At 62.3% G+C, this 23,689-nt stretch carries 19 protein-coding genes and 1 tRNA gene; 15 read left to right on the forward strand and 5 right to left on the reverse strand.

Annotated features, from left to right (window positions below; all coding sequences use genetic code 11):
• Positions 1-21: 21 nt before the first annotated feature.
• From AC5WNJ_RS04945 to AC5WNJ_RS04985, 9 genes are all read left to right on the forward strand, one after another.
• A complete protein-coding gene (locus tag AC5WNJ_RS04945; protein ID WP_495931022.1) occupies positions 22-654 on the forward strand; it encodes a phosphoribosylanthranilate isomerase in 633 nt (210 codons plus the stop codon).
• Between the two features lie 303 nt (positions 655-957).
• On the forward strand, positions 958-1,977 hold the full coding sequence (gene accD / locus AC5WNJ_RS04950) for an acetyl-CoA carboxylase, carboxyltransferase subunit beta (RefSeq protein ID WP_176676521.1): 1,020 nt from the start codon (positions 958-960) through the stop codon (positions 1,975-1,977).
• Positions 1,970-3,484 (forward strand): bifunctional folylpolyglutamate synthase/dihydrofolate synthase, encoded by a 1,515-nt coding sequence (locus tag AC5WNJ_RS04955; protein ID WP_495930539.1) that lies wholly within the window; start codon positions 1,970-1,972, stop codon positions 3,482-3,484. Before accD ends, AC5WNJ_RS04955 begins: the two co-directional genes overlap by 8 nt.
• A gap of 49 nt (positions 3,485-3,533) precedes the next feature.
• The gene (locus AC5WNJ_RS04960; RefSeq protein ID WP_495930540.1) at positions 3,534-4,250 is read left to right on the forward strand and encodes an SPOR domain-containing protein; all 717 of its coding nucleotides are present in this window, start codon (positions 3,534-3,536) and stop codon (positions 4,248-4,250) included.
• Positions 4,247-4,972 (forward strand): CvpA family protein, encoded by a 726-nt coding sequence (locus tag AC5WNJ_RS04965; RefSeq protein ID WP_495930541.1) that lies wholly within the window; start codon positions 4,247-4,249, stop codon positions 4,970-4,972. The genes AC5WNJ_RS04960 and AC5WNJ_RS04965 overlap by 4 nt, the downstream gene beginning before the upstream one ends.
• A 246-nt stretch (positions 4,973-5,218) precedes the next feature.
• Complete coding sequence (purF, locus tag AC5WNJ_RS04970) at positions 5,219-6,733, forward strand: amidophosphoribosyltransferase (RefSeq protein WP_495930542.1); 1,515 nt, start codon at positions 5,219-5,221, stop codon at positions 6,731-6,733.
• Between the two features lie 235 nt (positions 6,734-6,968).
• The gene (locus tag AC5WNJ_RS04975; RefSeq protein WP_495930543.1) at positions 6,969-8,183 is read left to right on the forward strand and encodes an O-succinylhomoserine sulfhydrylase; all 1,215 of its coding nucleotides are present in this window, start codon (positions 6,969-6,971) and stop codon (positions 8,181-8,183) included.
• 178 nt (positions 8,184-8,361) lie between these two features.
• Positions 8,362-8,904: a cytochrome b gene (locus AC5WNJ_RS04980; protein WP_495930544.1), complete on the forward strand. Its 543-nt coding sequence runs from the start codon at positions 8,362-8,364 to the stop codon at positions 8,902-8,904.
• Positions 8,905-8,970: 66 nt separating this feature from the next.
• Positions 8,971-9,570, forward strand: a complete 600-nt coding sequence (locus AC5WNJ_RS04985; protein WP_285460221.1) for a YceI family protein — start codon at positions 8,971-8,973, stop codon at positions 9,568-9,570.
• Between the two features lie 201 nt (positions 9,571-9,771).
• Here the strand turns inward: AC5WNJ_RS04985 and AC5WNJ_RS04990 are convergent, their stop codons facing one another.
• Both AC5WNJ_RS04990 and AC5WNJ_RS04995 read right to left on the reverse strand, forming a co-directional pair.
• Positions 9,772-10,389: a LysE family translocator gene (locus tag AC5WNJ_RS04990; RefSeq protein WP_495930545.1), complete on the reverse strand. Its 618-nt coding sequence runs from the start codon at positions 10,387-10,389 to the stop codon at positions 9,772-9,774.
• Between the two features lie 673 nt (positions 10,390-11,062).
• Positions 11,063-11,929 (reverse strand): 2OG-Fe dioxygenase family protein, encoded by an 867-nt coding sequence (locus AC5WNJ_RS04995; RefSeq protein WP_175088092.1) that lies wholly within the window; start codon positions 11,927-11,929, stop codon positions 11,063-11,065.
• A gap of 694 nt (positions 11,930-12,623) precedes the next feature.
• Here AC5WNJ_RS04995 and AC5WNJ_RS05000 point away from each other — a divergent pair.
• Positions 12,624-14,414 (forward strand): putative bifunctional diguanylate cyclase/phosphodiesterase, encoded by a 1,791-nt coding sequence (locus AC5WNJ_RS05000; protein ID WP_253062717.1) that lies wholly within the window; start codon positions 12,624-12,626, stop codon positions 14,412-14,414.
• A 397-nt stretch (positions 14,415-14,811) separates the two neighbouring features.
• On the opposite strand, the gene AC5WNJ_RS05005 is transcribed toward AC5WNJ_RS05000, so the two are convergent.
• Positions 14,812-15,735, reverse strand: coding sequence for a LysR family transcriptional regulator (locus AC5WNJ_RS05005; RefSeq protein WP_495930546.1), 924 nt, complete (start codon positions 15,733-15,735; stop codon positions 14,812-14,814).
• A gap of 223 nt (positions 15,736-15,958) precedes the next feature.
• Here AC5WNJ_RS05005 and trpB point away from each other — a divergent pair, with 223 nt between their 5' ends.
• Together trpB and trpA are read left to right on the forward strand one after the other, a co-directional pair.
• On the forward strand, positions 15,959-17,200 hold the full coding sequence (gene trpB, locus AC5WNJ_RS05010) for a tryptophan synthase subunit beta (RefSeq protein WP_176676531.1): 1,242 nt from the start codon (positions 15,959-15,961) through the stop codon (positions 17,198-17,200).
• A gap of 126 nt (positions 17,201-17,326) precedes the next feature.
• Positions 17,327-18,166 (forward strand): tryptophan synthase subunit alpha, encoded by an 840-nt coding sequence (gene trpA, locus AC5WNJ_RS05015; protein WP_495930547.1) that lies wholly within the window; start codon positions 17,327-17,329, stop codon positions 18,164-18,166.
• Positions 18,167-18,329: 163 nt separating this feature from the next.
• Here trpA and AC5WNJ_RS05020 read toward each other — a convergent pair whose 3' ends face one another.
• Positions 18,330-19,283 carry an alpha/beta fold hydrolase gene (locus tag AC5WNJ_RS05020; RefSeq protein WP_495930548.1) on the reverse strand — a complete coding sequence of 318 codons (954 nt, stop codon included), beginning with the start codon at positions 19,281-19,283 and terminating at the stop codon, positions 18,330-18,332.
• 457 nt (positions 19,284-19,740) lie between these two features.
• Here AC5WNJ_RS05020 and AC5WNJ_RS05025 point away from each other — a divergent pair.
• A tRNA-Arg gene (locus AC5WNJ_RS05025) sits at positions 19,741-19,817 on the forward strand.
• A 304-nt stretch (positions 19,818-20,121) separates the two neighbouring features.
• Here the strand turns inward: AC5WNJ_RS05025 and AC5WNJ_RS05030 are convergent.
• The gene (locus tag AC5WNJ_RS05030) at positions 20,122-21,291 is read right to left on the reverse strand and encodes a glycosyltransferase (protein ID WP_495930549.1); all 1,170 of its coding nucleotides are present in this window, start codon (positions 21,289-21,291) and stop codon (positions 20,122-20,124) included.
• 314 nt (positions 21,292-21,605) lie between these two features.
• Between AC5WNJ_RS05030 and AC5WNJ_RS05035 the strand changes: the two genes are divergently transcribed.
• Both AC5WNJ_RS05035 and AC5WNJ_RS05040 read left to right on the forward strand, forming a co-directional pair.
• Positions 21,606-22,538: a methyltransferase domain-containing protein gene (locus AC5WNJ_RS05035; RefSeq protein ID WP_495930550.1), complete on the forward strand. Its 933-nt coding sequence runs from the start codon at positions 21,606-21,608 to the stop codon at positions 22,536-22,538.
• 81 nt (positions 22,539-22,619) lie between these two features.
• Entirely contained in the window at positions 22,620-23,675 is a 1,056-nt protein-coding gene (locus AC5WNJ_RS05040; RefSeq protein WP_495930551.1) for a methyltransferase, read from the forward strand.
• Positions 23,676-23,689: the final 14 nt, after the last annotated feature.

Below are 23,689 nucleotides of genomic sequence, written 5' to 3' on the forward strand. Positions count from 1 at the left end.
CGGAGTGATCCCATGATCGAGATGAGCGCTCGAGCGAGCCAGCGTACCCGGATCAAGATCTGTGGCCTGACACGTGAGCAGGATATCCGCGACGCCGTGGCGGCAGGTGCCGATGCGCTGGGCTTCGTGCTGTGGCCGGGCAGCAAGCGTGCGGTTGATGTGGTGCGGCTGGCCGAGCTTGCCGCGTGCGTACCGGCCTTCGTGACGCGGGTCGGCCTGTTCGTGGATGCCAGCGGCGAAGAGATTGCCGCAGCGGCACCGCACCTCGATCTTCTCCAGTTGCATGGCAATGAGACGCCAGAGCAGTGCCGAGCGGCTGGGCGGCCCTATATCAAGGCGTTGCGCATGCGTGACGGGATCGATCTCGACGCGGAGGCGGCGCGCTACCATGACGCGCGTGGCTTGCTGCTGGATGCCTATCGTCCTGGCGTGCCCGGTGGCACCGGCGAGACCTTCGACTGGTCGCGCATCCCGGTCGATCTGCCGCTGCCGGTCATCCTGGCCGGTGGTCTCGAGTCAGGCAATGTCGCCTCGGCGGTGGCACAGGTCGCCCCTTACGCGGTCGATGTCTCCGGCGGTGTGGAAGCCGCGCCCGGCGAGAAGAGTGCCGAGCGCATGCAGGCATTCTGTCAGGCAGTCCGCCATCAGCGCTGATTTGCCGGCAAGCGTTGCGACCCTTGCGTTGCTTTCGTCCCGGGCGGCGAGGGCCGCAACGCTCAATTGGCATCTCGCACTACCCGCAAGGGGGGCGAAGCCGCTACAATGACCTCCAGAATTCGGAAAAGTGGCCGTACGACCAATGGGTTGCACGGTCTTTTCCATTGGCACTGCCCTGTGATGGTAGCTGCCTGCCATATTGTCGGGGCGTGAACGCTCTGGAATATGTGCCAACTCGCATGGCCGCCGACAGTCGTCGAGCGGTGCCCAGAACAGCAGCAAAACGGAAGCCTCCCCACCATGAGCTGGCTTGACAAGATTGTGCCGTCAATGAGCCGTATCCAACGCAAGGATCGGCGTACCTCCATTCCTGACGGCCTGTGGCGTAAATGCCCCAAGTGCGAAGCAGTCCTGTACCTTCCGGAGCTGACCAAGCACGACAACGTCTGCCCCAAGTGTGACCACCACCTGCGTCTCACTGCGCGTGCGCGTCTGTCCTGGTTCCTCGACAGCGAAGGCCGCGAGGAAATCGCGGCGGATCTCGAGCCGGTCGATCGCCTCAAGTTCCGCGACTCCAAGAAGTACAAGGATCGCCTGAGCGCTGCCCAGAAGCAGACCTCCGAGAAGGATGCACTGGTCGCCATGCGCGGTGCTCTCTCCGGTCAGCCGGTCGTGGCCGTGGCCTTCGAGTTCAGCTTCATGGGTGGCTCCATGGGTGCCATCGTCGGCGAGAAGTTCGTGCGTGCAGCAGAGCTTGCGCTGGCCGAGAACATTCCGCTGGTCTGCTTTGCCGCCTCAGGTGGTGCTCGCATGCAGGAAGCCTTGTTCTCCCTGATGCAGATGGCCAAGACCTCCGCGGCGCTTGAAAAGCTCAAGCAGGCTGGCGTGCCGTACATCAGCGTGCTGACCGATCCGGTCTTCGGTGGCGTCTCTGCGTCGCTGGCGATGCTGGGTGACCTGAATGTCGCCGAGCCGAATGCCCTGATCGGCTTTGCCGGTCCGCGTGTCATCGAGCAGACCGTGCGCGAGAAGTTGCCGGAAGGCTTCCAGCGCTCCGAGTTCCTGCTCGAGCATGGCGCCGTCGACATGATCATCCACCGTCGCGAGATGCGTGAGCGCCTGTCCAGCATCCTGCTCAAGCTGCAGGGCATGCCGGTCAACGCCGCCAACCTGCCGGTCGCGGATGCGGTCGTCGAAGAAGAATCCGTCGAGGCGGATGCGCCTGTCGAAGCACCGGCCGAGCCGCGCTCCGCCGTGGACAGCGTGCTCGACGAGACCTTCACCAGCGAGAAGCCGCAAGGCGAACGTCGCGATGGCTGAGCAGGGCTCCGCCCCGGCAAGCTGCAGCACCGACGAGGTGCTGCAGTCTTCCTCACTCCCTCCGCTGGATGCCGCTTCGTGGCAGCTTTCTCCTCTGCATGATGCTGTGCCGCGCGGCCTCTCGCTGGATGAGTGGCTGACGCGCCTCGAGCATCAGCACCCCGTCAGTATCGATATGGGCCTTGCCCGAGTGCTGTGCGTGGCCAGGCGTCTCGGTCTGGTCGGGGCGGGCGCGCGTCGACTCGGTGGCCGCATCATTACCGTGGCGGGCACCAACGGCAAGGGATCGACGGTTGCCATGCTCGAGGCGCTGGGGCGTGCCCATGGGCTGAGCACCGCCACCTATACCTCTCCCCACCTGCTGCATTACAACGAGCGTCTGAGCTTCAATGGTCACGACGTCGATGATGCCGCATTGGTCACGGCCTTCGAGCAGGTCGATTCCGCGCGCCACTCCGGGCTGTCAGCCAGTGGTGAGCCGGTGGATGACGAGGGCGTGATCAGCCTGACCTACTTCGAGGCCGGTACACTGGCAGGGCTGTGGTTGATCGCTCAGCAGCAGCCGCAGCTCGCGATTCTGGAGGTCGGCCTGGGCGGGCGTCTGGACGCCGTCAACATCATCGATTGTGATGTCGCGATGATCATCACGGTCGCACAGGACCATGCCGCGTTTCTTGGCACCGATCTCGAGAACATCGGCTTCGAGAAGGCCGGTATTCTGCGCGCCGGCAAGTCGGCCGTGTTCGGCTCGGATGTGCTGCCGTCCAGTTGCGCGGCGCACGCTCGCTCACTGGGCGTCACGCCGCAGGTGCTGTGGCAGGACTTTCGCTGGCAGGCCGCGGCTGACCTTGTGGGTAGCAGTTCAAACAGCAGCCTGGATGGCAGTACGAGCAATTCGGCTACCTCGCGATGGCAATGGCAGCGCCTGTCGGCGCCGGCGCTGACATTCGAAGCGCTGCCAGACCCGGGCTTGCCGCGCGACAATGCGGCCAGTGCGCTGAATGCGCTGGTCGAGGCCGGTATCGAGCTCAACGCCGAATGCGTGCGGCAGGCCATGGCGAGCGTCAAGCTCAAGGGGCGCATGCAGTGGCTGACCCGCCACGGGCGTGACTGGTGTCTGGATGTCGGTCATAACCCGCATGCCGCGAGTTATCTGGCCAGCCTTCTTGCCGCTCATGACCTGCGTTGCGCGCGGAATTCTGCCACCCAGCCGCGGCGGGCATTGCTCGCCATGCTGGGCGACAAGGATGCCGCTGGCGTGATTCAGGCGCTGGCGCCGGTGGTGGACGGCTTCGTCGTCGCCACCCTGGATGGCGAGCGTAGTCGCCAGGCCAATGAGCTTGCCGCCGTGGTCCGCCACTGTGGTGGTGAGGTGCTGGCGGAGTGCGAGACGGTCACCGCCGCAGCCGAATGGCTGGCACGCGAGACGAGCGCTGGAGAAGTATTGGTCTGTGGTTCCTTCTTCACGGTCGGTGAAGCATTGATGTGGCTCGACGCCCAGGCCTGATGCAGGCCGGCGGCGGGTCCGGGATTTCGGGTGCAAGGGAGATGTCACAATGAAATATGGCAAACGCGAGCGAATCAGCGGTGCGGTCATCCTGCTGGCGTTGGGGGTGATCTTCATCCCGATGCTCTTCGATGAGCCGCCGGCCCGTGATGAGCGCCCGAGTCCGGTGATGACGCTTGGCAAACCGGTGGATATCGATCGCTCCAACGTCGATGAGCCGCAGCCGCCCAGCGAGCTGAAGATCGGCACGGATGTGCCGATCACCTTCGTCGACAGCAACGGCAAGGTGCGGGACAGTGACCCGGGGGCTGGCAGTGACAGCGGTTCCGAGTCCCCAAGCCGTGTCGCCGAGGCCGAGCAGTTGTCGCCGACCCGCTCTGTGGCCAGCAGCGAGCCGCAGTCAAAGCCAAAGCCGGAACCGGCACCCGCTGCCAAGCCGGAGCCCAAGGCTGAACCCAAGCCCGCGCCCAAGCCCGCGCCCAAGCCTGAACCGAAGCCTGCGGTGGCCTCGAATGCGCCGTCGTCTTCCGCCGGTGGCTGGGCCGTGCAGGTCGGCAGCTTCGGTGACCCGGCCAACGCCGAGCGTCTCCAGAAGGAACTGCAGGGCAAGGGGTTCGCGGCATACCGGATTCCGCGTGGCAGCAAGTTGACCGTTGTCTTCGTCGGTCCGTATAAGTCCTCCGAGATCGGTGAGTCCGCACGCTCGCGCCTGCAGCAGCAGGTTAATATCAAGGGCCTGCTGGTACGACGCAAGGAGGGTGAGTGAACGAGCTGGTCTGGATCGATTGGCTATGTCTGGGCCTGATCGGGATCTCGGTACTGCTGGGGCTAATGCGGGGCCTGCTCAGCGAGGCCCTGGGCCTGGCGGGCTGGCTGGTGGCTCTGGTTGCGGCACGCCAGTTCGGCGCCGAGGTGGGTGGCCTGCTCGATGAGGTGATCGTCTCGCCGGGCATTCGCACCGCAGTCGGCTTCGTGCTGGTGGTGATCGCGAGTGTGTTGATCTGGGGGCTGATGCTGCGCCTGCTGGAACGCTTGATTCATGCAGTCGGCATGGGCGGCTTCAATCGTCTGCTCGGCGGTGTGTTCGGTGCCTTGCGTGCGGCGGTCATACTGGTGCTGATCACCGCCGTGGTGGGGCTGACCCCCCTGCGTGACAGCGCCGACTGGCAGGCCGCGCAGTTGCGGCCGACGCTTGAGCAGCTGCGCGACTGGTCTTTGGCTCGCTATCGTGAATGGGATACGGGCGGTGACTGGGGCCAGAGCGTGTCGCTGCCGGATTCCACCAGCGGCACCCGGCTCAAGCAGCAGGCCAGCGGTCTGATCGACAGCGCCCAGCGAGAAGGGCGTGCGTTGAGCGACAGCCTCAGCCAGCAAGCGCTGCAGTCGTTCACGCGCCAGGATGCCACGCAGGACCAGCCCTCGCTGGAGGCGTTGCTCAGGGGCAACACCGTTGACGAGGCCACAAGCCGCAATGCGGGTGATGAGTAGTGACAGGCAGGATTTTCAGCGCCGGGCATCGTGGCCCGGCGTTGTCGTTTTCAGCATTCGGCACGTGTTGCTGAAGCCTCATGCCGGCCAGTCGAAGGGGTTGACCCATCGGTCAGGTGTTGCCTGCATGGGGGGCAGGCCTGACAATTGCGCCGTGTGAGCACTCATATTGCCATATGGACGGGCGCCGGCAGCCGCCAGCGTGCGCTTCCCTATCCAAGTGTGTATTAGTGAGGTAATGACGGGATGTGCGGGATTGTAGGTTTGATGGCCAACGCCTCGGTCAACCAGGCGCTGTATGACGCGCTGACCGTATTGCAGCACCGCGGGCAGGATGCCGCGGGCATGATGACCTGGCACGAAGGTCGTTTCCTGCTGCGCAAGAGCAATGGTCTGGTGCGTGATGTCTTCCGCACTCGTCACATGCAGCGTCTCAAGGGCAACATGGGGATCGGCCATGTTCGCTACCCGACCGCCGGTTCCTCCAGCGAGGCGGAGTCACAGCCGTTCTATGTCAACTCGCCTTACGGCATCACGCTGGCGCACAACGGCAACCTGACCAACTCCGACCAGCTCAAGCAGGAGTTGTTCTCTTCTGATCTGCGTCACATCAACACCAGCTCCGATTCGGAAGTGCTGCTCAACGTCTTCGCGCACGAGCTGGGCAAGCAGGGCATGCGTCTGGGCGCCGGTGATGTGTTCGATGCCGTGCGTCGTGTGCATCGTCGCTGCAAGGGCGGCTACGCGGCTGTCTCGATCATCAACGGCACTGGCCTGGTCGCTTTCCGTGATCCGTACGGTATCCGTCCGGCGTGTTTCGGCAAGCGTGACTCCGCCGAAGGCGTCGAGTACATGATCGCCTCCGAGTCCGTGGCGCTCGACGTCGCCGGCTTCGAGCTGATCCGTGATCTTGCCCCGGGCGAAGCGGTATTCATCGATATGGAGCGTGAGCTGCACACCCTGCAGTGCGCGGATGATCCGGTTCTCAAGCCTTGCATCTTCGAACACGTCTACCTGGCGCGTCCTGACTCCCTGCTCGACGGCGCCTACGTCTATGGCACCCGCATGCGCATGGGCGAGAAGCTGGCCGACAAGATCGTGCGTGAATGGCCGGAACAGGACATCGATGTCGTGATTCCAATCCCCGATACCTCGCGCACCTCCGCCCTCGAGCTGGCCCAGCATCTGGGAGTGACTTACCGCGAAGGCTTCATGAAGAATCGCTATATCGGCCGTACCTTCATCATGCCGGGTCAGACACTGCGCAAGAAGTCGGTGCGTCAGAAGCTCAATGCCATCGATATCGAGTTTGCCGGCAAGAACGTGCTGCTGGTGGATGATTCCATCGTACGCGGCACCACCTGCAACGAGATCATCCAGATGGCGCGTGAAGCGGGCGCCAAGAATGTCTACTTCGCCTCGGCAGCACCGGCGGTTCGCTACCCCAATGTCTACGGCATCGACATGCCGGCGGCGGAAGAGCTGATCGCCCATGACCGTACCGAGAAGGAGATCGCGGACCTGATCGGCGCCGATCGTCTGTTCTATCAGGACCTCGATGACCTGAAGGACGCCTGTCGTGAAGTCAATCCGGCGCTGGATGAGTTCGATTGCTCCGTGTTCGACGGTATCTACGTGACCGGCGATATCGATGAGGCCTACCTCAACGATCTGCAGGCCTCACGCAACGATGGTGCCAAGAATGCCGGTGAGACCCATGCGGTGGTGGATCTGCACAACGATTCCGAAGATATCGACTGATCCGACTGCCTGGCATTCTCGGCAGGCAATCACGCGATGAGCGAACCGCAACGGGCTCCGGAGAAATCCGGGGCCCGTTGCGCGTTCAAAACCGGTAACATTGGCGCATCGCTTTTCGTTCTTCTTGCTGTCGACGCGACCCGAAATGCTGAAGACGCGACATGTCACAGCGGCGCGTGGCGCTGAATCGTGATTCACAGGGCAGTAGATTCCATCAGTAGAGGTACTGGACACCATGCACGACGACAATCTTTCCTGCACCGGTCTTTCCCGCGATGAGCTGGGCCTCGAGACGCTCGCCATCCGTGCCGGTCACCTGCGCGGTGCCGAGCAGGAACACGGCGAGCCCATCTACACCACCTCAAGCTTCGTCTATGGCAGCGCCGCTGAGGCAGCAGCCAAGTTCGGGGGGGATGAAGCCGGCAATATCTACTCGCGCTTCACCAACCCGACGGTGCGCTTCTTCGAGGAGCGCCTGGCGGCGATGGAAGGCGGTGAGCGTTGCGTGGCGACCAGTTCCGGTATGGCCGCAATCATGTCCACCGTGCTGGCGTTGCTGGAATCCGGTGATGAAATCGTCGCGTCACGTTCCATCTTCGGCTCGAGTGTCAGCCTGTTCACCAAATATTTCGGCAAGCTGGGCATCACCACGCGCTTCGTCGAACTGAAGGATCTGGATGCCTGGCGCGAAGCGATCACACCGGCCACAAAATTGCTGTTTGCCGAGACGCCATCCAACCCGCTGTCCGAGCTCGGCGATATCAAGGCATTGGCGGCGCTGGCCCATGAGAATGATGCTTGGCTCGCCATCGACAACTGCTTCTGTACGCCGGCCCTGCAGCGTCCCCTGACGCTGGGGGCCGATATCGTCATCCACTCCGCCACCAAGTACCTCGATGGTCAGGGCCGGACGCTGGGTGGTGCCGTGGTCGGAAGCTCTACGCTGATGGAGGAGGTCTATGGCGTGGTGCGTACCTGCGGACCGTGCCTGAGTCCTTTCAACGCCTGGGTCTTCCTCAAGGGCCTGGAGACGCTGAACATTCGTATGGAAGCCCACTGTGCACGCGCGCTGACGCTGGCACAGTGGCTGGAGGCGCATCCGGCCACCGAGCGGGTGCATTACTCCGGGCTTGAGAGCCATCCGCAGCATGAGCTGGCCAAGGCCCAGCAGAAGGCCTTCGGTGCGGTGCTGGGGGTGGTGGTCAAGGGCGGCCGTGAGGCGGCCTGGTCGGTGGTCGATGCGACGCGCATCCTGTCGATCACCGGCAACCTGGGCGACGTGAAGACCACCATCACGCACCCGGCCACCACGACTCACGGTCGCCTCAGCGATGACCAGAAAGCGGCCGCCGGCATCGAAGAGGGCCTGCTGCGTATTGCCGTCGGTCTGGAAGATCTCGACGACATCAAGCGTGATCTGGCGCGCGGACTTGATCGCCTCGCAAGCTGAGTCCCTTGACGCCTGCCTTTGCCCGCCAACGCCCGGTTCTACCGGGCGTTGGCGTCTCTGGAAAAATTTCGCGGGTGTTGCCCGCGAGGGTTGGCGTCCGTTCGGGCACTGGTTAAGCTCTTGCTCAAAGAACCTGTCAGATCGATGATCAGGTGGAGACTGTCATCAGGAGCACCTCATGTGGCGTAATTCTCGACGGGGCTGGGGCTGGCCTGTCATCGTGATGCATTGGCTGTCGGCGCTGGCCATCGTCGGACTTTTCGCGCTGGGCTGGTGGATGACGTCGCTTGGCTATTACGATGCCTGGTATCAGCTCGGCCCGTGGTGGCATCGCTCGGTCGGGGTGATATTGCTGGTACTGACGCTGGTACGGCTCGCCTGGCGCTGGAGTCAGACGACCCCGCAGGCGCACGGCACGCGCAATGAGCAGCGTGCTGCGCTGGTCGGGCATGTGCTGCTCTACGTGCTGATGCTGGTGGTGATGATCTCGGGTTACCTCATTTCCACCGCTGACGGGCGTGGCATCAAGGTATTCGATCTTTTCGAGGTGCCAGCAGTGATCTCGGGGCTGAAGGATCAGGCATCGCTGGCAGGTGAGGTGCATTGGTATGCTGCCTGTGTGCTGATCATCCTGTCGCTGGGGCATGCGGTGGCAGCATTCAAGCATCACCTGCTGGATGGGCAGGACACGTTGCGGCGCATGATTCGGCCGCTGCGCTGACGAAAAGGAAGGCGTTGGGTACGGCTCGAACGCCAGATGTGACGAAACCTCTCAAGGAGCACCAACATGAACAAGACATCCTTCCTCGGCAAGTCACTGGTGGCAGGTCTCATGGCGGCGTCGTTGCCGCTGATGGCAGGTCAGGCACAGGCCTCCGATTACACGATCGATACCGATGGCCAGCACGCTTTCATCCAGTTCAAGATCAGCCATCTGGGCTACTCCTACGTGCTGGGGCAGTTCAAGGAGTTCAGTGGTGATTTCTCCTATGACCAGGGCAAGCCGGAAGATGCAAAGGTGTCGGTAGAAGTCGATGTCGATAGCCTGGACAGTGCCCACGCTGAACGCGACAAGCACATCAAATCGGCCGACTTCCTGGATGTCTCCCAATATCCGACGGCGACCTTCACCTCGACCGGCTTCGAGTCCACCGGCGATGGTTCCGGCAAGCTGAAGGGTGAACTGACGCTGCACGGCCAGACACAGCCCGTGACTTTGGACGTGGATCATATCGGCGGCGGTGAAGACCCGTGGGGCGGCTATCGTCAGGGCTTTGAAGGTACCACCACGCTGAAGCTCGCCGACTACGGCATCGACACGTCCAAGCTTGGCCCGAATGCGGCTACCGTCGATCTGTATCTGGTCATCGAAGGCATCCGCCAGTAAAGACGGCAATCGCAGGGTACTGGTGCTGACGTCAGCATCGATAGCGTGCACTGACGCCGTGGATTGAGCGCAAGCGCTCTGCAATCCCACCCCATGCCTCTCGACAAAAACGCCCCTGCCAATCGGCAGGGGCGTTTTTGTTTGTGCAAGGCGTTCGTGTTTGTGCAAGGCGCTCGTGTCACATGGAGTGTCGTTCAGGCGTCAGCCGCGCAATGCCAGATAGCCGCCCGCTCCGATCATCAGGCCGCCGGCGCTGCGATTGAGGCGTTTGACCGCCTTCGCCGAGCGCAGATAGCGGCGGACACGGCCCGCGAGATAGCCCACCGGTACCACGCCCAGCAGCAATGCGCTCAGGTTGAGTCCGGCGGCGATCACGATATCGCTGCCGGACAGCTGGGTGATATCCATGAAGGTGGGCAGGAAGGCGATATAGAACAGGATGACCTTGGGGTTGGAGGCCGAGATGAGAAAGCCCTGCAGAAACCCTTTCCACCAGTTGCCGCGTAACCTGGGAACATCAGTCTCATCCAGCGTCGGTGAGCTCGTCCATAACTGGTAGCCGAGATAGAGCAGGTAGGCGGCGCCCAGGATACGGATGACCACGAAGACCTCGCCCCAATGCGTGGCCAGTGCCGACAGGCCGAACACCGCCGCCAGCATGTAGCAGACATCACTGAGACTCATGCCCACGGCCATCGGCACGCAGGCATTGCCACCCTGGCTCATGCCGCGTGCCAGCAGCGCCAGGATGCCAGGCCCGGGGGTGATGCCAAACAGGAAGATGGCAATGAAGAAGGTCAGCCCGCTTTCAAAGGTCATGAGAGGTCCCTGATGCATAGAGGGAAGGACAGCGCCGCCGAAGCGACGATGCAAACAAACGCGGCTCGACGACTGACGAGCGCGCCAAGAGTGCCAAGTGCACGACACCAGAGTAATGCAAAGCGCGGCAGCGGGGGAGAGCAGAGCAAGAGGAGAGGATGAAGGAGGAGAAAGCGAGAACAAGGAAAGAGTGAAGAGTTGAGAAAGTAGAAAGCAGAAAGCGGAAAGAAGAGGAGAGAAGAATCATGTAACAGGGCAGAAGCATGATTCAGGACAAGCGCGAAGCGGGCGCTCTATGGCATATAGAAGCGCCAGCCGGTTGCCCGACTGGCGCTGGGTGCTGCATATGCACGTTTTCGTCGGCGCGCATCTTGTGACAGTGCGTCACCTGATGACAGGTTCTCCTTCTTCTTTCCTGTGTCTGATGCCATGAGGCGCGGGCGCTCAGGTACTCAGGCACTTGGGTACTTAGATACTCAGGTACTCTGGCACTTGGGTACTTAGATACTCAGGTACTCTGGCGCTTGGGCGCTCAGGGATGCAGGCGCTCAGAACAGGGTTTCACGTATCGGGGGGCATCGGCATCGTGGCTTCTGCGCGGCGGGGCTTCAGATGAGACGACGCCGCAAGTTGCGATGCGTCTCGCTGCGATGGCTCGCGAGCAATCCGTTGCTCACTCGCAGTCGTTGAGGACGGCGTCCGGGAAATGACGACGCAGCATGCGGTTCTGGAACTCGTCGATGAACGAGCAGTTGATGATGATGATGAAGCGCTCGAAGTGCTCGCCGGCGTTCTCCTGGGTGATGGAGCTGACACTGTGGAACAGCTGGTCATCGTGGATATGCAGGACCTCGCCCGGTGCCAGCTCCGTGGTGGTCAGCAGCTCTTTGCCTGCCTTGTCCTGATAGAGGGTGTTGATGGCACCGCTGACATTCTCGCGGTTGAGCACCAGGATGCTCAGGTACTTGCAGCCATCGGCGTGGATGCCCTGGCCCTGGAGAGGGTCGATGGTGCCATCACCGCGCACGCCGGTGATCTGCATCAGGATAGGCTCACGCGGGCCGATACCCCACATGTCGGCCCAGGCCTTCACGAAGGCGCGCACATCCTCGCGCTCGGTGAAGCTCTCTTCCAGCGGTGCGTAATAGCGCAGACGGTCAGCCATGCTGGCGGCATCATTGAACTTGCCGCCCTGCGCCATCGGACATTCGCCCAGCGTCTCGACTTCATGCTGGTCGTTCAGGTGCAGCCAGGACATGCGCTTCCAGCGGGTGTTGACGTAGGGGTCACGCGGCAGGTCCTTCAGGAAGCCCTGCCAGGCCTCGAGGTCGATCTGGGAGGTGATGGAAGCCTTGCTCCAATGCTGGCGTGCCAGCTCCTCGTGGACTGCCTCCGGCCAGTACTGCGAGGCAAGCGGCAGGCGCAAGGGGGCGGTGTCCGTCTTGGGGGCCGGGTAGTGCTCCACCAGGCCGCCCTGTTCCAGGGTGATCTTGCGGGAAGAGTCGGCCAGTTGACGTACGCCACGATTTGCGATGTTCATATGAAATTCCTCGACGTTTTGTGCGCTTGGGCGCAGATGGAAGGTGTTGCGTTGGCAACGTCGAGGAGAATGGGAAGGTGCGCACGAGATAGTCAAACCCGTACCATGGCGGTAACACGCTAATCTCGCGAAGTATCATCAATATGGGTACATGGCCAATATCGAGGTGTGAGTAATCTAATCGACTGGTACTATGTAAGTCATTAGCGCTATTCTTCGCCCTTTGCAGACGAGCCGCGCAACGCAGGTTCAGGCCGTCTGGCACTGAATGAAGCGTTGAGGATAATGATCGAGAGGCGCTGCAAGACGCTGGGTTTACGCGCAGCAGACCCTTAGACTTTTCTCATGACGACAAGAACTCGTTCTGCGTGTGAGAGAACTCGTTCGAAGTGACATTCCGTCACGAGTTGATCTGCCCCGCCGAAGCCCGGCGAACAGGCGAAGGACGGCAGCGGAGGTATCCTTCAACATGGCTAAAGGGTTCCGCCAGGTCAGCAGGGCCGTCGGAATATTGTGCTCTCGTCCCGTCATCATTGCCGTGGTACTGACGTTGATGGTGGTGGTGATGTGGGGCCAGAGCATGCTGGGTCGATGGCCAACCGCGTTACTGATGGTGATTCTTGGCGCAACTGCGGGCATCATGCTATCTCGCAAGCGTCAGGTGTCACATCATCAGCATACGCAGGAGGCGGTCATGCAGACGAGTATGGTTGGCCTCTCGACCAGCAAGGGACTTCCCGTCAGTGATCAGCGCTTTCGAGAGCTGCTGGAGAGTCTGCCGCGCGTCGCCGTTCAGGGTTATGACAGCCAGCGCCGCGTCATCTACTGGAACGAGGCCAGCGAGCGGCTATACGGCTATAGCGAGCAGGAAGCTCGTGGACGATGCCTGGAAACTCTGGTGATCCCGGAGACGATGGCAGATGTCGTGGTGGACGCACACCATGCCTGGGTCTCTCAGGGTATCGAGATCCCCTCCAGTGAACTTGAGCTCAAGCACAAGTCAGGCGCCCCCGTGCCTGTCTTTTCCCACCATGTGATGCTGGGAGAGCGCACTGACAACCCGCTGATGTTCTGTATCGACATCGATCTGGCGGGGGAGCGCAAGGTCCAGCGTGATCTGGATTACATGACGCGTTTTGACCCCCTGACGGAGCTGCCCAATCGCCAGACCTTCGAGAGCGAGCTCGGTGAGGCGCTCAGTGAATGTCAGCGTCATGACGACACCCTGATGGTGCTGTTTCTCGATATCGATCATTTCACCGAGATCAATGACACCCTCGGTTACGAGATGGGTGACCGCGTCATCCGTAGCGTGGCCAAGCGTCTGCAGGGCTTCCAGCGCAATCAGGATCTGCTCTCGCGCTTTGGTGGCGATGAATTCGTGCTGGCGATGCCACGACTGGATTACGAGAGTGATGCCCTGTCGGTGGTCGAGCGCATTCGTCAGGACTTCCAGCGACCCTTCGAGATCGAAGGGCGCCAGTTGCTGCTGCGCATGAGCATCGGCATCAGCCTGTATCCCGAGAATGGGAGCGAGGCGGCCGAGCTGGTGCGCAATGCCGATGTCGCCAAGCATCGTGCCAAGCTGGCCGGGCGCGATGGCTATCAGTTCTTCAATCAGGAAGTCCGCAACGAGATGCTGCATCAGCACCACCTGGCCGGACGCCTGCAGGCGCTGTTGAATCAGGATGGCGGTGGGGAATTGTCGCTGCATTATCAGCCGCAGGTGGCGGCGCGCAGTGAGCGCATCGAATCCTTCGAGGCGCTGCTACGCTGGCATTCTCCCGAGGGTTATATTCCGCCCTCCGACTTCGTGAAGGTCGCCGAGCGCACCAACCTGATCGAGCGTCTGGGAGACTGGGTCATCCGCCAGGCGTGTCGTCAGCAGGCCGAATGGCGTGCCATGGGGCTGAAGGGCTACCGGATCGACATCAACATCTCCGGACGCCAGGCCATCAGTTCGGACGTCTTCACCCGCCTTGAGGCCTATGTCGAGGAATACGGGCTGACACCGCGGGACATCGGTATCGAGCTGACCGAGAACGTGTTGATCGATGCCGATATCAAGGTGCGCGACAGCCTGCGGGCGCTCTACGATCGTGGCTACAAGATCGCCATCGATGACTTCGGCACCGGCTATTCCTCGATGAGCTATCTCAAGTTGTTGCCCGTGACGGCGCTCAAGATAGATCGCTCCTTCGTGATCGAGTGCGCCCAGGAACCCAAGGACCGCGCCATCATGGAGGCCACGGTCTTCCTCGGTCATCGTCTCGGGCTGGAGGTGGTCGCGGAAGGGGTCGAGAACGAACAGCAGCTGGAGTTGTTGCGCGAGATGCGTTGTGACTTGATCCAGGGCTATTACTTCTACAAGCCGATGGCGGCCACGGATATTCAGCGTCTGTTACTCGGCGGCAACAATCCGCCGAATCGCGCCTCGGGGGCCCTCGCCTCGGACAAGGGTGCTGCAGCCCCTGGCTGTCACTGATACCGATCGTCATGCGAGCGATTGATGGTGCTTCTCCAGCAAAGGTCTGTTGCTGTTTGGGCCCTTTTTTGTTCGCGGACTAAAAGATATGATGCTGACAGTTGAAGCGCGTCAGGCCGTCACTCTTCATCTCGAGTCCTCCATCTCGGATAAGGACTGGCCACCTGACGTGAAGTCTTCGAGTCGAGCCTGCCATGGCTCCTCGATCATTTCTGCCGAGGATGGCTGCGTCGTTCAATGCGCAGGGTTGTTCGCCCATCTTCGCTTCCAACCTGTGCTGCAGGTTGCGATGGTTCCTTGAGCGGATTCACGATCTTTCCGGCGTTATCCTCTGGATACATGGCCGGGCAAGCCAGTCCTTGTGACTGGCTTTTTTTATGTCCGTCACAAAGTGTGGCTAGTGAGGCGGAGCCGTCGCCAGCTCCCGGGCGAGCCATTCGCCCAGCGCTTCGGCATGCGGATGGCGAGCACGAGCGCGGCCGACCTGTGGCAATGTCAGTGTCAGGCATGCCTCGGTCTCGACGAAGCCCCAGGGGGCCACGAGGCGCTTGCTGCGCAGGTCTTCCTCCACCAGATAGTCCGGCGCGATGCCGACGCCCAGCCCGACCAGTGTCGCCTCGAGCAGGTAGTTGAGGTGCTCGAAGCCTTGCGCGTAATCAAGCCCCTCACTGGATAGCCCCTGGCGTGAGCACCAATCCGGCCAGGCTTGCGGGCGTGATCGGGTATGCAACAGGGGCAGGCCCAGCAGTACCTCCGAGGAAGGGGGGCTGGAGGCCTTGCCCAGCCACTCGCTGTCGGGCCGCAGGACAGGGCCGATGCGCTCGGTGCCCAGTACATGCGTTTCCTGATGATCGGCGTCATCAAAGGGCGGCGTCTGGAAGCGCAGGACACCGTCCACGCCATTGCGCAGTCCTTCGTTGTCATCACTGGCGGTCAGGTGCAGCTCGAGTTCCGGCAGAGCGTTCTTGAGCGCCCCCAGCCGGGGAATGAACCAGCGTGCCAGAAACGACCCCGGGCAGCTCAGTACGAAGGGCGCCCGCGCATCACTGCGGGCCAGTGCCCCGCACACGCGTGCCAGACCGCCAAGATGATGACGGGTCGCGGTCGCCAGCTCACGGCCGGCCTGTGTCAGTGTCAGGCCACGCCCGGCACGATCGAACAGGCGTGTGCCGAGTGCGTCTTCCAGCTGGCGGATCTGACGGCTGACGGCGCCGTGGGTCACATGCAGTTCCTCTGCGGCGCGCGAGGCGCTTTCATGGCGAGCCGCCACATCGAAGGTACGCAGGGCATTTAGGGGAGGCAGTAGCTCGGTGCGCTCCATGGTGTGTCTCCTGAGCAAGTGCTGGACGTGTCATTGGCAGGGAAAGGGTGGATGCGCGGCAATGACCGTCTCGACCATATGTGAGGTTTTCTCACACATCTTGGCGAATTTATCGTTTTTCTTCCAGTGCCTGCAGCGCTAGGATGATCACCATATCGCTGGCCCCGCAATTGCCTTGCGCAGTATGTGCGACCAGCCACTGACATGATTCGAGGAGTTCAGCATGAGCCAGACGACTGCTACCCCCAGCCTGCGCCAAGGGCCTGATGCCAAGGGTTTCTTCGGTGATTTCGGCGGCCGCTTCGTTGCCGAGACGCTGATGCCGTTGATCCTGCACCTGCAGCGCGAGTATGAAGCCGCCAAGCAGGACCCGGCATTCGCCGAGGAGCTGGCTGGCCTGTCCGCGGACTATGTCGGTCGCCAGAGCCCGCTGTATTTCGCCGAGCGCCTGACCGAGCAGCTGGGCGGCGCCAAGATCTATCTCAAGCGTGAAGACCTGATGCATACCGGGGCTCACAAGATCAACAATGCGCTGGGCCAGGTACTGCTCGCTCGCCGCATGGGCAAGCAGCGGATCATCGCCGAGACCGGTGCCGGCATGCACGGTGTGGCGACTGCCACCGTGGCGGCGCGTTTCGGGCTGGAGTGCGTGATCTACATGGGTTCCACCGATATCCATCGCCAGCAGCCCAATGTGCAGCGCATGCAGCTGCTGGGGGCCAAGGTCGTGCCTGTCACCGCCGGTGATGGCACGTTGAAGGACGCCATGAACGAGGCGCTGCGTGACTGGGTCACCAACGTCGATGACACCTTCTACATCATCGGTACCGTGGCCGGCCCGCACCCGTACCCGCAGCTGGTGCGTGATTTCCAGTCCATCATCGGTCAGGAAGCCCGCGTGCAGCTGCAGGAGAAGGAAGGGCGTCTGCCGGATTCGCTGGTCGCCTGCATCGGCGGCGGCTCCAACGCCATGGGCCTGTTCCACCCGTTCCTCGATGACGAGAGCGTCGAGATCATCGGTGTCGAAGCCGCTGGTGAAGGCCTGGAAACTCCGCGTCATGCCGCCAGCCTCAAGGGCGGCCTGCCGGGCGTTCTGCATGGCAACCGCACCTTCCTGCTGCAGGATGAAGAAGGTCAGATCGGCGATGCGCACTCCATCTCCGCCGGTCTCGACTATCCGGGTATCGGTCCGGAACACGCATGGTTGCATGACATCAAGCGTGCCGAATATGTCGCCGCGACCGACCAGGAAGCGCTGGACGCCTTCAAGATGCTGTGCCGTCTGGAAGGCATCATTCCGGCGCTGGAGTCCTCCCACGCACTGGCGGAAGTCATCAAGCGTGCGCCGGGCCTGCCGAAGGACCACCTGATGGTGGTCAACCTGAGCGGCCGTGGTGACAAGGACATGGCCACCGTGACTCATCACTTGGCCGACGAACTGGGCCTGAACCCTGACGGCGAGTAAGCCCGGGTCTGTCACGTGTTGCCCGGCGTCAGAGTCGTCAGTCGCTGACTGAATCTGAGCGCCCCACGCCTTCTTCGCCTGCAGGTGTCATCGATGCCTGCAGGCCAGCAAATTCGGAGTCTATTGATGAGCACTTCCGCTATCGACACTACTGCCAGCCGCCGTCTTGACCGTCGTTTCGCTGCCGTGCGCGCCGAGAATCGTGCCGCGCTGGTGACCTACATCACTGCGGGCGATCCCGGCTACGATGCCAGCCTCGCGACCTTCCTCGGCATGGCGGACGCCGGCGCCGATGTCATCGAGCTGGGCATGCCGTTCACGGACCCGATGGCCGATGGCCTGGCCATTCAGCATGCCACCCAGCGTGCCCTGAAGGCCGGCCAGACCATGGATCGCACCCTGGCGATGGTCAGCGAGTTCCGCAAGCGCGATCAGGACACCCCCATCGTGCTGATGGGCTACTACAACCCGATCTATCGTCGTGGCGTGAGCCGTTTTCTCGAGCAGGCGAGCGAGGCCGGTGTCGACGGCCTGATCGTCGTCGATCTGCCGCCGGAGCACGATGACGAGCTGTGCGTCCCGGCCAGCGAAGCGGGCATCAGCTTCATTCGCCTCGCCACACCGACCACCGACAGCGAGCGCCTGCCGGGTGTGCTGGCCAACACCTCGGGCTTCCTCTACTACGTCTCCAGCAATGGCGTGACCGGCGGCGCGGCACCGACTGCCGAGAAGGTCGAGGCCGAGGTCGGTCGCATTCGTGAACATACCGATATTCCGGTCGCGGTCGGCTTCGGTATCCGTACCGCTGAACAGGCGGCACGGATCGGGCGTTTCTCCGACGGTGTGGTGGTCGGCTCTGCCTTGATCGACCTGCAGGCCAATGCCGAGACGCCGGAGCAGGGTACTCAGGCAGTGCATGCCCTGACCCGTGAACTGGCAGACGCCCTGAAGACCGCGCGTCAGTGATCATTGGTTAGCGGTCAGCATGCTCCTCACAGGGGCGATAGTTAGATAGATAGACAGCAACGCCTCGAACCCTGTTCGGGGCGTTGCTGTTTGTAGGGCACGTGCTATCGGAACGACGCGGCGTGTCACGTCCATCGCCTCGTTCTTACTCCCACTCTTGCTTTCATTCTTGTGAAGCGCGCGCTGGCAGGATCTCGGCCAACCAGTGTGCTATCCGCCCACGTACCTGCTCACTGTCGTGCCATTGCAGCAGCAGGTGGGGGGCCTCGGGCAGGTAATGTATCTCGAGCGTATCGCGTGAGGCGCTCGGCCAGTCGTTGACCAGCCGCTCGATGGCCACGCGGGGCACGGTGTCATCGCGATCACCGTGCAACAGCAGGGTGGGTGGCAGCCGTGTGTCAGCAGAAAGCGCCGCGATGTCATCGCTGGCGTGATCCGTGAAACGTATCAGACCGTAATAGGCATCAAGGCGCACGGAATGCACGACGCGGGAATCCTGGGCCAATCGCCTGGCGGCCACGGGCTGAAGTTCTCCTTCGGGGTACCTGCGTGGCACCTCCACGCTGGCCGCGGGGATCAGGTGCGCCGCTGTCCAGAGCCCTGCGTTGTAAAGATAGCGCCAGCGGATGCCGCCGCGGACGCCCGGGGCAGCGAGCAGGCTGCCATCGATCGACAGCTCCGGGTGGCGGGCGAGGGCATTGAGTATCACCGAGCCGCCCATGCTTTCGCCTGCCACGATCAAGGGGAGGTTCGGATGGCGCTGGCGCAGTACCGTGATGGCGTCCATCAGGTCCTCGACCAGCAACGGGGACTCCGGCCATCGCCCTTGCTGGCAGGACTCCCCGAAACCGCGTTGATCATAGGCGTAGGTCACGATGCCTTGCCCGGCCAACCACGGCCCCAGATCGGCATATGCCAGCCGGAAGTCGCCGTAGCTGTGCAGGCCAAGCAGCATGGCGCGTTGAGGGGTTGCCTGCGCAGGTTGCCAGGACTCCCATGCCAGCGATGTGGCGTCGTGGGTCACGAGATGGGATGAGGTGGAGGATTCCTCAAGGTAAGGGGCCTGGTGGGTATCATTGGCCGCAAGGTAGTGCGGGCCGCATCCCGATAGCAGCATGCAGAGTGTGACTGATACAAAGGGCAGCAGGGCGTTCAAGGCATGGCTCTCCGTGGCGAATGTCATGAGGTGTGTACTACGCTCGACGCTGCCGTGTGGATCATGCTGTCAGGCATCTGAAGTCTTAGCTGTCAGTGTTTTGGGAGTGATCGCGCTCGATTCAAAGGCCTGAGTGGCGCTCGAGAGCCGGATGAAGATCGACGCCAGTGCCGATCGAATGACGCTGGACTCATATTCATCGCATCGCAGTGGGTTACTATCACTGAGACATAGGCCGCTTCATGAGGCTGTCTCAGTCAGCCAAGGAGCATGACACCGAAATCAGGCGTCGAGCATGCCATCAGGTTATTGATCCGGTGCCTCAAGCATGTAGCTGATGACAGGAGCGTGATGCAGGCGATGCAGCAATTGCCGGGTTTATCTCGCCACTTCAATGGCTTATACTCTTTGTCGCTACGCCCCCTTAGCTCAGCTGGATAGAGCGGCCCCCTCCTAAGGGGCAGGTCGCAGGTTCGACTCCTGCAGGGGGCGCCAGCAAGCTCACCTTCTGGGCGACGTCGTCTGTCCCACCTTCTGCATCATCTTCTGATCGTCTTCCCTGTACCCTTCGTTGCGTGCTCGGCCTCTGCCGTGGGCAGCACTCGTGTCTTGGTTCCAGGCTCGGGTTAAGAACTACCGCACTTGATCTTCCTGTCCGAATACTCGATCAACAATGCCTTGGCTCTTGGTCAGGACATCACATCCTCGTATCAGTCAGTCGTATCGCCCGAGCGTTGCCGTGGGGCGCAGGAGCCAGCCTTGCATGAAGGCCGGTGTGAAGCCGTCAGAACCTGAAACGTCAGCGGGAGTCAGATGCCACGCTGTTGGTGGGCAGCGCCAGAAACTCCTGCATGATACGGGTATCGCGGAAGCGTTCGATCAGCTCCGGATCCGAGTCGAGAGCCGGCGGATTGGCGAGGCCTTCACGGATCTTGGCTGCCAGCGCCTCGATGGAATCTTCGGAGATCAGGCGCGCCTGGTCATGGATCAACACATTGCGAATGCCGCCTGGGACATCCGGTGCCACGCACGGCGTGCCACAGCACATGCTTTCCACCAGCACGATGCCGAAGGCCTCACTGCGGGAGCTGAGCACGAACAGGCGGGCGTGCTTCATCCAGGGGTAGGGGTTGATGCGGCTGCCGATCAGGTGGACCCGGTCGCCGACGCCCAGCTCACGGATCAGCGCTTCGGTGGCTTCCCGCTTGGGGCCGTCACCCACGATGACGAGGTCTTCCTCGATGCCTGAGGCGAGATATGCCTTGATCAGCACATCCTGGCGCTTGACGTCCGAGAGACGACACACCTGCACCACGTAGGGGCGGGAGGGCAGTTCCACCTCTTCCTCTGCCATGGCGGCGATGGCATCCAGGTCACAGACATTGCCGATGGTCGCCAGTCTCGCCGCCTGGATGCCGTGATGGTCCAGCAGGCTTTCCAGTTGCTGGCGCACATTGTCGGTGTTGCACACCACCTGCTTGCCACGATACAGGCGGTTGAGCAGGAAACGTTGCCGCCAGCCTTCTTTCAGATCACCGGGCCATGACACCGCCACCTGCCACAGACGGGAATCCCGCCACGACCAGAAGGTCTCGAAGGCCCCCTGGCCGCGCGAGATGATCCGGTCGATCGGGCCATGCTCCTGCTCCAGTCGGGCGACGAAGCGGCGCAGATAGTGACCGCCGTAATAGCCGCGCCAGACGAATCCCGAACCCTTGATCCACGGTGTCAGCAGCAGGCGGGTGAACAGGTCGTAGAGCAGGCCGATACCCGTCTTGCGAAATGCCTTGTCGAAGTCGACCTGATGGAGGTGGACGCCAGCATCTGGCACGAGTTCCAGCTCTCCCTTCAATACCAGTACATGGACCTCATGGCCTTCGCGGTGCAGAACATTGGCAAGATTCACCGTGTTGCGTTGGATACCGCCGATGTTGAGCTTGCGGACGATTAGCAGGACGCGTTGTGTCATGGCTGAGGTCTATGTCGGAAGTGGAGTCGGTGTGCGCCGGTCAGTCACACTGACGCTGCGATGGCTCTAGTCGATCAAGTGTCGGTCTTTCTCTGCGACATGACCTCTGTTCTCGCCATGTGATGGCGTTTGCTGGCCCTCGAGGCTGGCGCCATTCTACGCCGATCCATTTGGTGGAGGAAATGCATGGCGGCGGGCCAGCGGGGACCTCTTCACGCGACTCAGCCGCGCCGGGAAGTGCCTTTGGCGAGTGAGTGAGGCATTATCTGCACCATCGTCATGTCAGTTCTTTCTCCTTCGCCAAGATATTCTCCATGCCTGAGCCGAAAACCCCGTCCCGCGCTGGCGCCTCGCGCGTTCGGCGTGCCACCGCTGACCGTCATTTCGATGGCCTGGCCGACAAGTTCGAGCGCGGTTTCTACACCACGGAGCGTGGGCGTGTTCGTCTTGCACTCACCCAGCGCTTGATGGAGGAACGCTTCTCGCATCTACCACCTTCCCGGGTACTGGAAATCGGGGCTGGCCTCGGGCAGACCGCTCTCTGGTGGCTCACGTGCGGCCATCATCTCACCCTGGTGGAACCGTCCGTCGAGATGCGTGAGCGAGCGCAGCACTTGCTGAGCACTGGTGCGCCGCACGGTCAGGGGGCGTCCGCCGATGCAGCGGATGGCAAGCCGCTGTCCGAAGCCGCTCCGCAAGCGCCGGATTCTGCCGATGAGTCGTCAAGCCAGGCGCCCTATGCTGATCGACTGGTCTGGGTGGGGCGTGATCTGCAGGATTTCGCCGCCGAGACTGACCAGCAGTGGCCGGTGGTGGTGTGTCACGCCGTGCTGGAGTGGCTGGTCGATCCCCGTCAGGGGTTTGCCTTGCTGGCAGACTTGCTGGCACCCGGTGGCGTCATGTCGCTGAGCGTCTTCAATCGCGATGCACTGGCGTTTTCCAATGTCACCAAGGGTAATTTCGACAAGGTGCTGGAAGGGCGCCTGGCCGGGTGGGGCACCGGCAAGCGCTTGACGCCCATCTCGCCGCTGCGCGATGGCGAGATACGCCAGTGGGCCGCGCAGGCGGGGCTTGAGGTGCGCGAGCTGACCGGCCTGCGTGTCTTCCATGACTATCTGCGTTCACGTGACCCGCTGAGCGAGACTGACATGCAGAAATTGCTGGACCTCGAATGCCAGCACTGGCGTACGCCACCCTTCGTCCACCTGGGCCGTTATCTGCACTATGAGCTGGTGCGCCCGGCCTGAGGTGCTAGCTGTCGGGCCTTGGCGTGTCGCTATCCGGTGCTCACGTCGAGCTGTCTATCTTCTTATCCTGTTGGAGTCTTCATGTCTGCTCAAACCCCCGCCTGTCAGCTGCTCGAGCGTCAGGACAGTGATTTCCGTGATTGGCTGTGGGTCGCGGCACCACGTGATGACTGGTGGCTGTCATCGGACCGCCAGCGGCGAGTCTGGGGCCATGACACCGGCATCGTGAATGCTGCGCGCAAGGCGGGCCATCGGGTCAGCCATGCAGTGTCCTTCGCCGAGGCGCGAGCTGACGAGACCATCGCGCAAGCCGCCGGTGCCATCCTGTTCTGGCCCAAGGCGCATGCGCTGGGAGAGTGGTGGCTGGTGGCGCTGTGCCATGTGTTGCCGGCCGGTACGCCGATCAAGGTGGTGGGCGAGGTCAACGGTGGCATCAAGCGTGCCGAGCGCATTCTCAAGGCGCTGGGCATGACGGCGCGCAAGGAAGATACCGCACGTCGTTGTCAGCTGTGGTCATCCGCCACGCGTGAGCAGACGGCGGAGCAGGCCGCCGCCAGTGAATCGCCACTCGCATCGGCCGAGCAGTGGACGGAAGGCTGGGGTGAATTCGAGGCGCTGGAGATGCGCCTGACCAGCCATCCGGGGCTCTACGGCAATGCCAAGCTGGACCCGGGAACCGCGCTGCTGCTGGAGAACCTGCCGACCCGTGGTTACAAGCGCGCGCTGGATATCGGGGCGGGTGATGGCATCATCAGCTGCTGGCTGGCACGTCACGGTGCGCGCGTGATGGCAGGCGATGTCAGTGCCTTCGCGGTGGAGGCGACCCGGCGCAGTCTGGCGCTCAACGGGCTGGAGGCGGACGTACGCCTGAGCGATGTCTTCGCGGCGTTCGAGGGGGAGCGGTTCGAGGCCATCGTGGCCAATCCGCCGTTCCATCATGAGCGCGATATCGATTACGGTCCGGCGGCGCGCCTGATCAGCCAGGCACCGGACCACCTGATGCCCGGCGGCACCCTGACGCTGGTCGCCAATGCCTTCCTGCCGTATCCCGATCTGCTGCAGGCGGCCTTCGGCGAGTTTGAAGTGCTCGCGGAAACCCGCCAGTTCAAGGTCTATCGTGCACGCAAGGCGCGCTGATTCCCTGCGACCTG

This window comes from Cobetia sp. PDI-23MA (assembly GCF_059507735.1).